The organism is Arthrobacter sp. QXT-31 (genome assembly GCF_001969265.1).
Lineage (GTDB): Bacteria > Actinomycetota > Actinomycetes > Actinomycetales > Micrococcaceae > Arthrobacter.
The window spans coordinates 1,580,415-1,594,568 of sequence record NZ_CP019304.1; the positions used below are offsets into that span (position 1 = coordinate 1,580,415).

11 protein-coding genes are annotated in these 14,154 nt (G+C 69.0%); 5 read left to right on the forward strand and 6 right to left on the reverse strand.

Going from position 1 to position 14,154, the window contains the following annotated elements; genetic code table 11:
• Window positions 1–15: 15 nt before the first annotated feature.
• Window positions 16–5,151 (forward strand): Lhr family ATP-dependent helicase, encoded by a 5,136-nt coding sequence (locus BWQ92_RS07110; protein ID WP_076803568.1) that lies wholly within the window; start codon window positions 16–18, stop codon window positions 5,149–5,151.
• Entirely contained in the window at window positions 5,144–6,052 is a 909-nt protein-coding gene (locus tag BWQ92_RS07115) for an Fpg/Nei family DNA glycosylase (RefSeq protein WP_076798901.1), read from the forward strand. Before BWQ92_RS07110 ends, BWQ92_RS07115 begins: the two co-directional genes overlap by 8 nt.
• A gap of 31 nt (window positions 6,053–6,083) precedes the next feature.
• Here the strand turns inward: BWQ92_RS07115 and yczE are convergent, their stop codons facing one another.
• Window positions 6,084–6,755: a membrane protein YczE gene (gene yczE / locus BWQ92_RS07120; RefSeq protein ID WP_076798902.1), complete on the reverse strand. Its 672-nt coding sequence runs from the start codon at window positions 6,753–6,755 to the stop codon at window positions 6,084–6,086.
• A 60-nt stretch (window positions 6,756–6,815) separates the two neighbouring features.
• Between yczE and yczR the strand changes: the two genes are divergently transcribed.
• Window positions 6,816–8,297, forward strand: a complete 1,482-nt coding sequence (yczR, locus tag BWQ92_RS07125; RefSeq protein ID WP_076798903.1) for a MocR-like transcription factor YczR — start codon at window positions 6,816–6,818, stop codon at window positions 8,295–8,297.
• Between the two features lie 130 nt (window positions 8,298–8,427).
• Here the strand turns inward: yczR and BWQ92_RS07130 are convergent, their stop codons facing one another.
• The gene (locus tag BWQ92_RS07130; RefSeq protein WP_076798904.1) at window positions 8,428–9,120 is read right to left on the reverse strand and encodes an ATPase; all 693 of its coding nucleotides are present in this window, start codon (window positions 9,118–9,120) and stop codon (window positions 8,428–8,430) included.
• A complete protein-coding gene (locus BWQ92_RS07135; protein WP_076798905.1) occupies window positions 9,113–9,742 on the reverse strand; it encodes a winged helix-turn-helix domain-containing protein in 630 nt (209 codons plus the stop codon). Before BWQ92_RS07135 ends, BWQ92_RS07130 begins: the two co-directional genes overlap by 8 nt.
• A 213-nt stretch (window positions 9,743–9,955) precedes the next feature.
• Here BWQ92_RS07135 and BWQ92_RS07140 point away from each other — a divergent pair, with 213 nt between their 5' ends.
• Window positions 9,956–10,903 (forward strand): RluA family pseudouridine synthase, encoded by a 948-nt coding sequence (locus BWQ92_RS07140; RefSeq protein WP_076798906.1) that lies wholly within the window; start codon window positions 9,956–9,958, stop codon window positions 10,901–10,903.
• Between the two features lie 9 nt (window positions 10,904–10,912).
• Here BWQ92_RS07140 and BWQ92_RS07145 read toward each other — a convergent pair whose 3' ends face one another.
• Window positions 10,913–11,443 carry an O-acetyl-ADP-ribose deacetylase gene (locus BWQ92_RS07145; protein ID WP_076798907.1) on the reverse strand — a complete coding sequence of 177 codons (531 nt, stop codon included), beginning with the start codon at window positions 11,441–11,443 and terminating at the stop codon, window positions 10,913–10,915.
• A gap of 97 nt (window positions 11,444–11,540) precedes the next feature.
• Here BWQ92_RS07145 and BWQ92_RS07150 point away from each other — a divergent pair, with 97 nt between their 5' ends.
• Window positions 11,541–12,170, forward strand: coding sequence for a DedA family protein (locus tag BWQ92_RS07150; protein WP_076803569.1), 630 nt, complete (start codon window positions 11,541–11,543; stop codon window positions 12,168–12,170).
• A gap of 4 nt (window positions 12,171–12,174) precedes the next feature.
• On the opposite strand, the gene BWQ92_RS07155 is transcribed toward BWQ92_RS07150, so the two are convergent.
• Together BWQ92_RS07155 and BWQ92_RS07160 are read right to left on the reverse strand one after the other, a co-directional pair.
• On the reverse strand, window positions 12,175–12,480 hold the full coding sequence (locus BWQ92_RS07155) for a hypothetical protein (RefSeq protein ID WP_076798908.1): 306 nt from the start codon (window positions 12,478–12,480) through the stop codon (window positions 12,175–12,177).
• Window positions 12,481–12,619: 139 nt separating this feature from the next.
• A complete protein-coding gene (locus BWQ92_RS07160) occupies window positions 12,620–13,837 on the reverse strand; it encodes an integrase catalytic domain-containing protein (RefSeq protein ID WP_216639975.1) in 1,218 nt (405 codons plus the stop codon).
• Between the last annotated feature and the right edge of the window lie 317 nt (window positions 13,838–14,154).

The window sequence follows — 14,154 nt, forward strand, 5'->3', positions numbered from 1 at the left end:
CAGGAGCCCGCCGGCATGCAGTCACAGGAGTCCGACGGCACGCCATCAGGGAACCCGATGGGCCAGTTCAGCCGGCCCACCCGGGAGTGGTTCCTCGGTGCGTTCTCCGAACCCACGCCCGCCCAGCAGGGCGCGTGGAACGCCATCTCCTCCGGCTCCCATGCCCTTGTGGTCGCACCCACCGGCTCAGGCAAAACCCTCGCGGCGTTCCTCTGGGCACTGGACCGGCTCCTGGTATCCGGGCCGGCTGCACCCGCCGCCGGGGCGCAGGCTTCACCCGGGGCCGAGGTGCTGCCGGGCCTCGAAGAACCCCCAGCCGGGGCCAAGGCCAAGCCATCACGGGCACGGAAGCCCAAGCGGAAAACCCGCGTACTGTACATCTCCCCGCTCAAGGCGCTTGGCGTGGACGTCGAACGCAACCTCCGGTCTCCCCTTATCGGCATCACGCAGACCGCCAAACGGCTGGACCTCCCCGCACCGCTGATCACCGTCGGAGTCCGCTCCGGCGATACCCCCGCCTCGGACCGCCGTGCGCTGCTCAGCAACCCGCCGGACATCCTGATCACCACGCCCGAGTCCCTCTTCCTGATGCTCACCTCCAGGGCGCGGGAAACGCTCAGCGAGGTGGACACCGTCATCGTGGACGAGGTCCACGCCGTGGCAGGCACCAAGCGCGGCGCACACCTCGCCGTCTCGCTCGAGCGGCTGGACGCCCTGCTGCCTGCCCCGGCCCAGCGGATCGGGCTCTCGGCCACCGTGGAACCGCGGGAACTCGTGGCACAGTTCCTGGCCGGTTCGGCACCCGTGGAAATCGTGGCGCCGCCCTCCCGGAAGAACTGGGACCTCACGGTCTCCGTCCCGGTGGAGGACATGTCCGATCTCCAGGGCGCCGCCGGAGCCTTCGATTCCGGTCCGGCTTCCGGCCTGCAGCCGCAGGCCTCCATCTGGCCGCACGTGGAGGAAAAGATCGTGGACCTGGTGCTGGCCAACCAGTCCACCATCGTCTTCGCCAACTCGCGCCGGCTGGCTGAACGCCTGACCGCCCGGCTCAACGAGATCCACGCGGAACGCCAGCTCCTGACGGTCGGCGGGGGCTGGGACGATCCCGCTCCGTCCGTGCCGGGAAGCGTTCCGGCGTCGACAGCCACCCCTGCGCACATGATGGCGCAGGCCGGCAGCACCGCGGGCGCCGAACCGCTGCTGGCCCGCGCCCACCACGGCTCCGTGTCCAAGGACCAGCGCGCCCTGATCGAGGACGATCTCAAGTCCGGCAGGCTCCGCTGCGTCGTGGCCACGTCCTCGCTGGAACTTGGAATCGACATGGGCGCCGTGGACCTCGTGGTGCAGGTCGAGTCCCCGCCCTCGGTCGCCAGCGGCCTGCAGCGGGTGGGCCGCGCCGGGCACCAGGTGGGCGAGATTTCCCAGGGCTACCTTTTCCCGAAGCACCGGGCCGACCTCGTCCACACGGCCATCACCGTTGAGCGCATGCTGGACGGCAAGATCGAGCGCCTGAGCGTGCCCGCCAACCCGTTGGACATCCTGGCCCAGCAGACAGTTGCCGCTACCGCGCTCGGCAGCATCGACGTTGAGGAATGGTTTTCCACTGTCCGCCGCTCCGCCCCCTTCGCCACGCTCCCCCGGTCGGCCTTCGAGGCTACGCTGGACCTGCTGGCCGGGCGTTACCCCTCGGACGAATTCGCCGAGCTCCGCCCCCGGATCGTCTGGGACCGCAACGCCGGAACCATCGAGGGCAGGCCCGGCTCCCAGCGGCTGGCCGTCACCTCCGGCGGCACCATCCCGGACCGCGGGCTGTTCGGCGTCTACATCATCGGCACGGAGACGGAAGGGTCAGCCTCACCTGCAGGAGGGGGTGACGGCAAGGGTTCCGGCACGGCCCCGGCCAAGGGCGGCCGGCGCGTCGGTGAGCTCGACGAGGAGATGGTCTACGAATCCCGCGTCGGCGACATCTTCGCCCTGGGCGCCACCAGCTGGAAGATCGAGGACATCACGCACGACCGCGTGCTCGTCTCGCCGGCCTTCGGGCAGCCCGGCAAGCTGCCTTTCTGGAAGGGTGATTCGCTGGGACGTCCCGTGGACCTCGGCCGCGCCCTTGGCGCGTTCGTCCGCGAACTCTCAGCGTCCGACGTCGGCCCTGCCACCGAACGCTGCCGGGCCAGCGGACTTGACGACTTCGCCGCCAACAACCTCCTGCAGTACCTGTCCGAGCAGAAGCAGGCCACCGAGGTGGTTCCCAGCGACACCACCCTCGTGGTGGAACGCTTCCACGACGAACTCGGCGACTGGCGGGTCATCCTGCACAGCCCGTTCGGCATGCCGGTCCATGCGCCCTGGGCCCTTGCCGTGGGCCAGCGGCTGAACCAGCGCTACGGGCTGGACGGGTCGGCCATGGCCGCGGACGACGGCATCGTGCTCCGGGTGCCCATGATGGAGGACGAGCCTCCCGGGGCCGAGCTGTTCCTGTTTGATCCCGCGGAGCTGGAACAGATTGTCACCGCCGAAGTCGGCGGCAGCGCCCTGTTCGCGTCCCGCTTCCGTGAGTGTGCGGCGCGTGCCCTGCTGCTGCCCCGGCAGACACCCGGCAAGCGGCAGCCGCTGTGGCAGCAGCGCCAGCGGTCCGCCCAGCTGCTGGACGTCGCCCGGAAGTACCCGTCATTCCCGATCGTGCTGGAAACCGTCCGCGAATGCCTGCAGGATGTGTACGACCTCCCGGCCCTGAAGGACATTGCCGCGTCGGTTGAACGGCGTGAGCTCAGGATTGTCCAGACCACCACCCAGCAGCCGTCCCCGTTCGCCAAGTCCCTGCTCTTCGGCTACGTGGCGCAGTTCCTCTACGAGGGCGACTCCCCCCTTGCCGAACGCCGGGCGGCCGCGCTGGCGCTCGACTCCACGCTGCTGAATGAGCTCCTGGGCCGGGTGGAACTGCGCGAACTCCTGGACGCCCGGGTCATCGACGCCACCGAACGCGAGCTGCAGCGACTTGCCCCCGACCGGAAAGTCCGCGGCCTCGAAGGCGTGGCCGATCTCCTCCGCCTGCTCGGCCCCCTGGACCCCGGCGAGGTCGCTGCCAGGCTGACCCCGCCGGCCGAAGCCGAAGACCGGCTGGCTGTGCCTGTCGAATCCGGTGCCCCGCCCACCGAAGCCGACGAGACGCTGGGTGAGCCTGCTGACACCCCGCCTGCCGAAGCCGAGACCCCGCCGTCCGAATCCACCATGGCCGAAGCCGCCGCCCACCTCGCCGCCCTTCAGCGGGCGAACCGGGCGATCAAGGTGACCATCGCCGGCGTCGAACGCTTTGCCGCGGTGGAAGACGCGGCCAGGCTGCGCGACGCCATCGGGGTGCCGCTGCCCATGGGTGTCCCCCTGGCCTTCATCGAGCCGGTGGCAGACCCGCTGGGCGACCTCGTCTCGCGCTATGCGCGCACTCATGGCCCGTTTACCGCCACCGAAGCCGCCGCCAGGCTGGGACTTGGTGCCGCCGTCGTCGGAACTGCCCTCAAGCGGCTGGCGGCCGACGGGCGCGTGGTGGAGGGTGAGTTCCGCCCCCATGCGGAATCCCCCGCCGCAGAGCCAGGAGCCGATGAAGGTGCCGTGGCAATGTCCCGGCCAGAGCCCGGTTCCGGCCTTGACCCCGTGGCCGAAGCGGCCGCTGCCTCGGCCGTCGCGTCAGCATCAGTGGCCATGGCCGGCAGCGAATGGTGCGACGCCGAAGTGCTCCGCAAGCTCCGCCGCCGCTCGCTCGCCGCGCTGCGGGCCGAGGTGGAGCCCGTGGACATCACCGCCTATGGCAGGTTCCTGCCGGCCTGGCAGCATGTCCGCACTCCCGGCGCCGGGCGGGGTCAGCCGGCGCTGCGCGGACTCGACGGGATCGTCACCGCCGTGGACCAGCTCTCCGGCGTGCCCATACCGGCCTCCGCCTGGGAGTCCCTGGTGCTCGCCAGCAGGGTGTCCAACTACCAGCCCGCCATGCTGGACGAGCTCATGGCCGCCGGGGAAGTCCTCTGGTCGGGGGCCGGCTCACTTCCGGGCAACGACGGCTGGATCAGCCTGCACCTGGCGGATTCGGTGGAACTGACACTGAACCCGGCCCCTGACTTTGAACCGGGTGATGCCCAGCGGCGGCTGCTGGACCACCTGCAGGCCAACGGCGGCGGCTACTTTTTCCGGCAGCTGACGGACATTGCCGGCGGCATGGACGCGGTGCTGGGCGACCAGGACGTCGTGTCCGCGATCTGGGACCTGGCCTGGGCCGGCCGGGTCACCGGGGACACGTTCGCCCCGGTCCGGGCCCTCATCGCCGGCGGCCACACAGCCCACCGGCAGGTGGCGCGGGCCCCCCGGGCCAGGGCGCCGCGCCTCAGCCGGCTCGGACGGTCCCATGGCACGGGCCTGCTCGGTTCGCCGGGCCTGTCCGGCGGACGTTACGGGTCAGGCAGCGGCGCAGTGCCCACCCCGCCGCTTGCCGCGGGGCGCTGGTCCGCGCTCCCGACGCCCGAGCTCGATCCGACCATCCACGCCCGCGCCACCGCGGAGCTGCTGCTGGACAGGTACGGCGTGGTCACCCGCGGATCCGTCATGGCCGAGAACATCCTGGGCGGATTCGGCCTCATGTACAAGGTCCTGGCCCGGCTGGAGGAGGCCGGACGGTGCCGGCGGGGTTACTTCATCGAGCATCTGGGTGCCGCCCAGTTCGCAGTGCCGGCGACCGTCGACCGGCTGCGCTCCTACACAGAGGACGCCCAGCTGGCCAAGCCGGAACCGGTGGCACTGGCTCTGGCGGCAACAGATCCGGCCAACCCCTACGGCGCCGCCCTGGCATGGCCCGCCACCGAGGCCGACGCCGGTACGGGCCACCGTCCGGGGCGGAAGGCCGGTGCTCTGGTGGTGCTGGTCGACGGCGCACTGGTGCTGTACGTCGAACGCGGCGGCAAGACGCTGCTGGTCTTCACGGAAGACGAATCCGTCCTCGCCGCCGCGGCCGGTGCCCTCGTGGACGTCGTGAAACGGGGCGCCGTGGACAAGCTCGTCATGGAAAAAGTCAACGGCCATGACATCCTGGACACCCCCGCCGCGTCGGCGCTGACCGCCGCCGGCGCCTATTCCACGCCGAAGGGGCTGAGGATCCGTGCCTGAGGGCGACTCCGTCTGGCGCGCCGCCAGCCAGCTGCACGCTGCCCTCGCCGGCCAGAAAGTTCTTGCGTCCGACTTCCGGGTGCCCCGCTTCGCCACGCTGAACCTTGCCGGCTGGACCATGGAGGAGGTGCTCCCCCGCGGCAAGCACCTGCTCATGCGGCTGGTGGGCCCGGCCCAGGAACGGCTGACCATCCACTCACACCTGAAAATGGAGGGCAGCTGGCAGATCTACCCGCCGGGCGGCAGGTGGCGGAAGCCGGGATTCACGGCCCGGTGCGTGCTCCGCACGGCCGCAGCCGACGCCGTCGGGTTTTCCCTGGGCCTGCTTGAGGTGATCAAGACCAGCGAGGAGGACAAGGCAGTCGGTTTCCTCGGCCCCGACCTGCTAGGCCCGGACTGGGACCCGGCCGAGGCCGAGCGCCGCGTGGCGGCGAAGCCCGACGTGCCGGTCGGGGTGGCGCTGCTGGACCAGAGCAACCTCGCGGGCATCGGGAACATCTACCGCTGCGAGGTGTGCTTCCTGGCCGGCATCCACCCGGCGTCGCCCGTTGCCGCAGTGAAGGACTGGCCCAGCATGTTTGCCGACGCCAAGCAGCTCCTGGAGGCAAACCTGGGGCCGGGCCGCCGGACAACCCTGCTCGACGCCCGTGGTACCCCGGTGGGCCGGGCAGCCGGCCGGCCGGGCTACTGGGTGTACCGCCGCGAGCACCAGCCGTGCCTGCGCTGCCGGACGCCCATCCGCCACGGAGTGCTGGGCAAAAGCGTCCCTGACAGCAGCAGGCCCGGTATCAGCACGCGGGGCGGCGTTGCAGGGGCAGGTGCAGCGGGGACAGTCACCGAGGAACGCGACATCTACTTCTGCCCCAGGTGCCAGCCGCTGCTGGGTGCCCCCGAAGCCTGACTGCCCGGACGCCGGACACGAAAGATGCGCGTCAGGAGGCGGCCACCGGCGCCTCGGATTCGCCCTCGCGGTCCCCGGAAGCTGAACCGGCCGTTTCTCCGGCGCCTCCGCTGGTGGCAGGGATCCGGGCGGGGACCATGAAGTACGGCAGCAGCAGCTGGACCAGCGGCCCGATCGCCAGCGCGTAAACCACGGTTCCCACGCCGACCGAGCCGCCAAGGAGCCAGCCGGCGGCGAGCACCACCACCTCGATCAGTGTCCGGGACAGGCGCACGGACCAGCCGGTGCGCCGGGCCAGGCCTGTCATCAGCCCATCGCGGGCCCCGGGGCCAAAGCGGGCACCGATGTAGCACGCGGAAGCGATGCCATTGAGCACCACAGCGCCGCCCAGCAGCGCGATCTGGGCTCCGAGGTGGGAGAACGCGGGGATCAGGGCAAGCCCGACGTCGGCAAAGACGCCCACCAGGATGGCATTGCAGAGAGTACCGAAGCCCGGCCGCTGGCGCAGCGGGATCCACAGCAGGAGCACCAGGAAGCTGACGATGATGACCACGGCGCCAATGCTCAGTCCGGTCTTGCCGGCAACCCCCTGGTGGAACACGTCCCAGGGGTCCAGCCCAAGCCCTGCCCGGATGAACAGGGCCAGCGAAATGCCGTACATGGCGAGGCCGGTGAAGAGCTGTATAAGTCTGCGGATCATCATTGAACCATCCTCCGGGAAAACTGGCCTTGTTTTCCATGGCCAGTTTGAAATACTGGCCTCATGTCCGGATCCCTCACGCCCACCGCCCTCGCCCGTCTCCTGGGCCAGTGGCAAAGGGGCAGCGCCCCCGCCTACCGCGAGTTGGCCGACGTCGTGCGTCTTTTGGTACTCGACGGACGCATCCCGCTGGGCACCGCCCTGCCCAGCGAACGGACCCTGTCCGCGATCCTCGCCGTCAGCCGCACCACGGTGACCGCCGCGTATGCCAGCCTGCGCGAACAGGGATTCCTGAGCAGCGGCCAGGGCACACGCGGCCGCACCTGCCTGCCGCGGACGGCCTACACGGCCGGACAGGAGCGGGACTCGCGGGCGGCCCTGTCCGGCGCGCCGGGCCTGGCCGTTCCCGACGGCGTCATCGACCTCGCGTACGCGTCGCTCCCCGCCAGCGGTGAAGCGGTCCACCAGGCCTTCGCCGCCGCCCTGACTGAATTGCCCGCCCTGCTGCCCGGCTTCGGCTACGACGCCCTGGGGGTGCCTGCCCTTCGGGAGGCGATTGCCGGCCACTATGCCGACGCCGGCGTGCCCACCACGGCCGGGCAGATCATGGTGACGTCCGGCGCGCAGCATGCGCTCAACATCGTGCTGCGGGCGCTCGTCGGAAAGCAGGACAAGGTCCTCGTGGAACAGCCGACGTACCCGAACGCACTGGACGCCATCCGCGCCACGGGCTGCCGCATGGTGCCGGTGCCCCTTCCGCCTGCGCCGGAGCGGGGCTGGGACCTGGACTCGACCGAAGCCGCCCTGATGCAGCAGCGGCCCCGGATGGCCTACACGGTCCCGGATTTCCACAACCCCACCGGCCGGCTGATGCCCGACGCCCAGCGCCTCCGCCTAGTCCGCGCCGCCGCGGCGGCAGGCACTGTCCTGGTGGTGGACGAGACACTCCGTGCAGTGAACCTCGACGGCGGCACAACGGCCCCGCTGGCTTCCTTCAGCCCGGCCGTGGTGTCCATCGGGTCGCTGAGCAAGTCCCACTGGGCGGGCATGCGCACGGGCTGGATCCGTGCCTCGGAGAGCCTGATTCAGCGGTTCGCGGCCGTGCGGTCAACGATGGACCTGGGCGGCCCCGTGGTGGAGCAGCTTGCGGCGGCCCACCTGGTGCGGAACCTGGCCGATCCCCTTCCGGCCCGCCTGGCGGCGCTCCGGGAGAACCGTTCCGCGCTGCTGGAGCTGCTTAAGCTCCACCTGCCGCGGTGGGAGGCGGAAAGGCCCGACGGCGGGCTGGCCGCCTGGTGCCGGCTGCCGTCACCGCACAGCACGGCCTTGACCGTCATCGCCCCGGAACTCGGCATTCGCCTTGCCGCCGGCCCGCGCTTCGGTGTGGGCGGGGTGTTTGAAAACTACCTCCGCATTCCGTTCACTCTGCCGCCGGACCAGCTTGAGACAGCCGTCCTCGCCCTGCGGGCAGCCCAGGACAGGCTCGACGCCGCCCCGCAGCTGCGCCGGACCCTCAGGGATTCGCCTGCCGCCGCCATAGCCTGATGCACAGGCGACCCCGCGACGCGCATTCGCTCCCACGACGCGCATTTCCCCTGGCGACGCGGGAATTCAGGTGTCGCCTGGCGATTTGCGCGTCATCGGTCAGATTGCGCGTCGCAGGAATCCGGACGGACTACGCGTAGACCTTCCCCAGGAACGCGCCCCAGGCACCGGCAGTCGTTTCGGAATCGCCGCTGCCGCTGAAGTCATGGACGGTCATGCCCACCGGCGCCCCGAACGCGTTCCGGCCAAAGAACCGGTACAGGGCGTCCTTGGTGCGCAGGCCGAGGAAGTTCTCGTTAGAGAAGTCCACCTGCCCCGTAAGCCGCCCGACGCCGTCGACCTCCACATCGAAACTGTCGCCTTGCGACGCACTGTCCACGCCCAGCGCCTTCTTGAGCTGCACAAAGCCGTCTGGCGTCTGCGATTCGGCGGGTGCCTGGATATCGGTGAAGACCACAGGCCGGCCGTCGAAGTGCTGCAGATACTGGCCCAGGGTGTGCAGGTAGAACTCCGTGTGCTTGCTGGCGCCGTCGTACTGCTGGTCCCAGTCGTCCGCGAAGATGCCGCTGTGGACATAGTGGAGCCTGGCCCGGCCGCCGTCGAGCGGTTCCAGGACATGCTCGAGCTGGTTGAACCAGCCGTCCGGACCGTCCATGCGAGACACGAGGTGGTACGGATACTCCTCCACCGTCTTCACGTCCGGCCACTGGTCCGTGGGGAACATCCAGCCCGGGGTGCCCTTGGTGACGGCTTCCCAGACCCGTTCCGGGGTGCCGGGCAGCTCGGTGTCGAAAACGATCTCGAAGTTCCGGTCGTCAGTCATTGTCCTGCTCCTTAGCTGTGATGGCGTTGGTTGGGTCTGTGTTTTGCGGCTTGAGTGCGGGGTGGAGTGCGACGACGAGCCGGTGCTTCCGACCGCCGGCGCCGCCGTGGTGGTACTTGTCCACGAGCCGGGTGACCGCCACCCCGAGGTCTTCGGCGAATGCAGCGCGGTCCGCGGCGGTGCGGAAGGTGATCTCGCCGTCGATCGCGAAGGTGGCGAGTTTCTGCCGTGCGGCGGCAGCGCCGGTGATGAGCTTCCCCATTTCCTGGACCATGCGGCCGGCGAGCGCCAGCAGCCAGAAGGCCGAGAAACGGTCCGCAAAACGGCGCGGATCCGGCGCCACCGACTGCAGGGCCACCGGGGAAATGAGGTAGGACGCCGCCGTCGCCCGCAGCACGCGCTCGATGACGTTTCCCTTGCGGCGCTCCTCGACCAGTTCGACGAGGCCGTGCCGCTCCAGCGCCTTGAGGTGGTAGTTCACCTTCTGCCGGGGCAGGCCCACCTTCGCCGCAAGCTGCGTTGCCGAGCCCGGCTCCGCCAACTCCTGGAGGATCCGGGTCCGGATGGGATCCAGCGAGGCCTCAGCCGCCGCCGGGTCCTCGATCACTTCGATGTCCAGCATGGTCCAAGTATCCGTACCGACGAATTTTTTTGTCAAGAACTTTTTTCTCGTCCGTGTCGGCGAGATCGCGGGAACAGTGCGGGACCGCCGTAGAGTTCCGGCGGGGCGGCAGTTTTCCAGCGGTTTCGACGGCGGACGGGGCAGGGACGGCGCCAAGTGCGGGGACGGCGACAGGACGAGGGCAGGTCGGGCCCAACGTAGAATGGACCGGTGATGCAATCCCCTCTTCCCGTGCGCGACGGCGTAAACGCGACCCGCCTGCGCCTTCCGGACGAGGGGCCCTGGGACACCGCGATGGACTACATGATGCACCGCTGGGGGCACATCGACCCGCAGGGCATCGAGGACCGGTTCGACGCCGGCGAGATCGTCGGCGAGGGCGGGATCCCCCTGCACCGCGGCACAAAGCTCGAGGACCACACCTTCATCTGGTACTACCGCACGCTGCCGCCGGAAACCCGGCTGCCCGTGGAGCTGAACATCCTGCACCAGGACGAGCACATCCTCGTCGTGGACAAGCCGCATTTTTTGCCCACCACCCCCGGCGGCACCTACATCCAGGAATCGGCGCTGGTGCGCCTGCGGAACCAGCTGGACCTCCCGGACCTGATCCCCATGCACCGGCTGGACCGCATGACGGCGGGCATCCTCCTGCTCTCCACCAACCCAGAGACCCGCGGCAAGTACCAGGTGCTCTTCGAGAAGCGCCAGGTCCAGAAGGAATATGAGTGCGTCTCGGCCGCCGAGCCGGCGGCCGGGCACCCCGCCGTCGACTTCCCGGTGGTGGTCCGCAACCGGATGACAAAGTCGCGGAGCTACCTGCTGGCGGAGGTCATCGACGGCGAACCGAATGCGGAGACGCGCATCGACCTGCTCCGGACGTTCGACGGCGGCACCCACCCTGGCAGCATCGCCGCCGGACGCCTTGGGCTTTACCGGCTCGAGCCGCATTCGGGGAAAACCCACCAGTTGCGCGTGCACATGGCCTCGCTGGGCCTGGGCATCCTGCACGACGCGTTCTACCCCGAGCTGCTGGACAAGGCGCCGGACGACTACACGAAGCCCCTCCAGTTGCTGGCACGGGGCATCCGGTTCGTGGACCCCATTTCAAAGAAGCCGGTGGAGTACCGCAGCCGCCTCCGGCTGAGTGAAGTCCGCTAGCCGGATCGGCTACGAAGCACCTTCAAAGACACTCCGGAAGACCGCCGCGGTTTCCGCACTGAAGAGCACGAACTCCACCAGTTCCACGCCGCCTTCACCAGCGCGGGCGGTGTAGGAGCGGACGGCGTCGAGGGCTATCTGCGCCACCTGCCGGGCGTCCCAGCCGTAGACCCCGGCACTCACCGCAGGGAAGGCCAGCGAGCGCACGCCCAGGTCCTCGGCGATTCGCAGGCTCTCGCTGAAGCAGGACGCAAGCAGTGCCGGATTGGTCTGCCCCGCGTGCCGGTTGGGTCCGACGGTGTGGATGACCCAGCGCGCCTGCAGCCCGAACCCGGGGGTGGCCACAGCAGCGCCAACCGGCAGCCCGTGCTGGAGCGTCGTCGCTCTCAGCTCGCGGCAGGCCGCCAGCAGTTCCGGCCCCGCTGCCCGGTGGATCGCGCCGTCCACGCCACCGCCGCCCAGCAGGGAGGAATTGGCTGCATTCACCACCGCGTCCACCGGACGTCCGGTGATGTCGCCCTCAACGATCTCTATCCGCATGCAGCCAGTCTGGCACTGCCACCAGGTCAAACGTAGGGGTACACCGGCGCACGGATTTCCCGGCGCGTCGCCGTTCCGGGTGCGGTACCTTGTGCAGATGGACTTCGGCAACCCGGACACCTGGAGCACCGCGATCTATTTCTGGATCGTTCCGGCCGTGCTCGGCGATGCCATTTTTCCGCCCATCCCGTCCGAGATGGTCCTGATCACCGGCGGTGCACTCTCTGCCGAAGGACGGGCCAACCTGTTCCTGGTGGGCGTCCTGTCCGCCACCGCATCCTGGCTTGGCGACGTGGTGGTGTTCCAGCTGTTCAAGCGCCGGCTGAGCCATATCCTGGACCGCTGGAGGTGGGGCCGCAAAGTCCACCACGGCATCCATGATGCAATCGCCAAAGCGGGCCGCTCCTCCACCTACGGCACCATCATCGGCGCCAGGTTCATCCCCGGAGGCCGGCTCGCGACCTCCGCGGCCGCCGGCATCGCAGACGTCTCCACCCAGGGCTTCAGCCTGTGCGCCGGACTGGGGGCGCTGCTGTGGGCGACCTGGCTCGTGGGCCTCGGCTACTTCACGGGCTCCGCCACACGGCTGCCCTTCTGGGCGAGTTCACTGATCGGCGTGGCGGTTGGCCTGGTGATCGGCGCCGTCGTTGGACTTATCGTCACGCGCCGGCGCGGCGACCGCTCCCCCGTCGACGAGCCGGACGGCCCTTCAGAGTCCGGCGCCTAGGCGCCTACACTGGCGCCCAGCGGCCACGGCTGCGGCGGAGCACCGCAAGCGAGCCTGTCAGCGCAACGCGTTCGACGGCGTCGCGCATCATGGCTGCCGATTCCCGGGCTGCACTGTTCTCACCGTTGTATTCGGTGGGCTCCACGAGGAACCGCAGGTTCAGCTGCGGCACGCCGCCGGCCAGTTCCAGCTGGTGTGACTCCACATGGTGCCGCGACCCCAAAGCCTCGACAGCGGTATCCATCACGGCCTCGGGAGGGTTGCCCGGCCTAAGCCCGGTGATCTTGAGTCTGGTCTGGAAGGACGGCATCCTCCCACCCTAGTGCCGGGCGCAAATAACCCAGCGCGAACGGGCAGTTAAGGCCCCAAAATGCGGCTCCGCAAGGGCCTTAACTGTACGTTCGCGCTGGACGCGGCAGGCCGCCACGCGGGCTGCCCGAGGAATCATGTCAAGATGCCCGCCTGGGTTGATTCGTGGAATCATTTGATTTTGCCCGGATGGCGGGCTGCTTCTTGGGGGCTTGCTTGGCGGTGGTCAGGGTCAGGAGCTCTGTGCAGAGGGCCTGGATCTGGCGTTGGATGGCGGCCGGGTTCAGTGGCCGGTTTTCACGTTTCAGGCGGGCTTTGGTGGCTTTGGTGACGGTGCCGGTGTCGGCCAGGACGCGCTGGAACGGGGTGGCGGGCGCGTCGTAGGTCTTGGTGACCTTCGCGCCGGTCCGGACTTTCGCGACGAGTTTTTGCTGGGGTCCGAAGTGGTTGGTCAGCAGCCGCTGGAGCGCCCAGATCCGGTTCAGCAGTTCCAGCTCGCCGGGTGTGTCGTAGCGGTGGTAGCCGACGGTCTGACGGATGACGTGCCAGTTCTTCTGCTCGACATGGGCGCCGTCGTTCTTGTTCCCGGACCGGGACCGGGTGAAGGTCAGTTTCTCCTGCTCACACCAGCGGAAGAGTTCCCAGTTGATGAACTCCGAACCGTTGTCCGAATCGATCCCCAGGATCGGAAACGGGAACGCGGCGGTGGCGTCCTTGATCGCCGCGAAGACCCATTTCTGCGCCTTGTTCCGCACCGACCGGGTCTCCGTCCAACCGGTCGCGATGTCAGTGATATCAAGGGTGAAGCAGAACTCGCCCTGGTTATTGCCGCCCTCGTGGCCGACCAGATCGATCTCCACGAACCCGGGCACCGCATCATCCCACTCGGCCCAGGTCCTCACCGGAATCGAGTCCTTCAGCAGCGTTCCAGGTTTGGTGTGGGACCGGCCGCGGGGCTCCAGTTTCGCCCGGTCGGCCTTGAGCCGGCGGTCGATGGTCGCCGGTGAGATCGTCAGCAGCTGGGCCGCCGTGGCGGCGTCAATGCGGAGCTCTTTAAACCGCCGCAGCCGCGGGACCAGGTCCGGCAGCGCTGCTGCGAGGAGCCGCCCGCAGGGCGTTCCCTGGACCGCCCAGCAGAACCGCAGCGCCTCGATCACCGGTTCCCCGTACAGAGGCGGCCGAGTCGGCCTGGGCAGCACGGCCCTCAGTACCAGCGCCTGCCGCAGGGCCTTGCGGGCGTGGTCGCGGTGCCATCCCGTCGTCGCGCACAGCTCATCGAGAATCTGCTTCTTCACGGCCCGGTCCGAGCGGGCGTAGCGGGTGGCGATGACCTTCGTGACAGCCCTGCGTTCACTCATCGAAAGCTCCATGGCTCACAGTGCCGACACGGCAAACGCCACCCCGGCGGACACGCCGCTACGCGGGCATTCTCAAATGATTCTTCGAATACCGCTACGCGGGCATCTTTCATGAGTCAACGCGGGCTGTTGCGTTTTGTTTGAGGCGGGCCTATCTTGGCAGCAAAGGGGCGTGACCATGCATGATCTCTCTGTCACCCGTGCCTCGCTGACGCCGTTCCTGACCCGGCAAGCGAGCGGCTATTCAATGCCGTCCAGCCTTCTGCCAGTCTGTGTCCCCCTGGAGGCACTATAGAACAGTGGCCAAGACAGGCGGC

Coding starts and splice junctions, on each gene's coding strand:
- BWQ92_RS07110 (WP_076803568.1), top strand. CDS start 16: ATGCAGTCACAGGAGTCCGACGGCACGCCATCAGGGAACCCGATGGGC.
- yczE (WP_076798902.1), bottom strand. CDS start 6,755: ATGATGATCCGCAGACTTATACAGCTCTTCACCGGCCTCGCCATGTAC.
- yczR (WP_076798903.1), top strand. CDS start 6,816: ATGTCCGGATCCCTCACGCCCACCGCCCTCGCCCGTCTCCTGGGCCAG.
- BWQ92_RS07130 (WP_076798904.1), bottom strand. CDS start 9,120: ATGACTGACGACCGGAACTTCGAGATCGTTTTCGACACCGAGCTGCCC.
- BWQ92_RS07135 (WP_076798905.1), bottom strand. CDS start 9,742: ATGCTGGACATCGAAGTGATCGAGGACCCGGCGGCGGCTGAGGCCTCG.
- BWQ92_RS07140 (WP_076798906.1), top strand. CDS start 9,956: ATGCAATCCCCTCTTCCCGTGCGCGACGGCGTAAACGCGACCCGCCTG.
- BWQ92_RS07145 (WP_076798907.1), bottom strand. CDS start 11,443: ATGCGGATAGAGATCGTTGAGGGCGACATCACCGGACGTCCGGTGGAC.
- BWQ92_RS07150 (WP_076803569.1), top strand. CDS start 11,541: ATGGACTTCGGCAACCCGGACACCTGGAGCACCGCGATCTATTTCTGG.
- BWQ92_RS07155 (WP_076798908.1), bottom strand. CDS start 12,480: ATGCCGTCCTTCCAGACCAGACTCAAGATCACCGGGCTTAGGCCGGGC.
- BWQ92_RS07160 (WP_216639975.1), bottom strand. CDS start 13,837: ATGAGTGAACGCAGGGCTGTCACGAAGGTCATCGCCACCCGCTACGCC.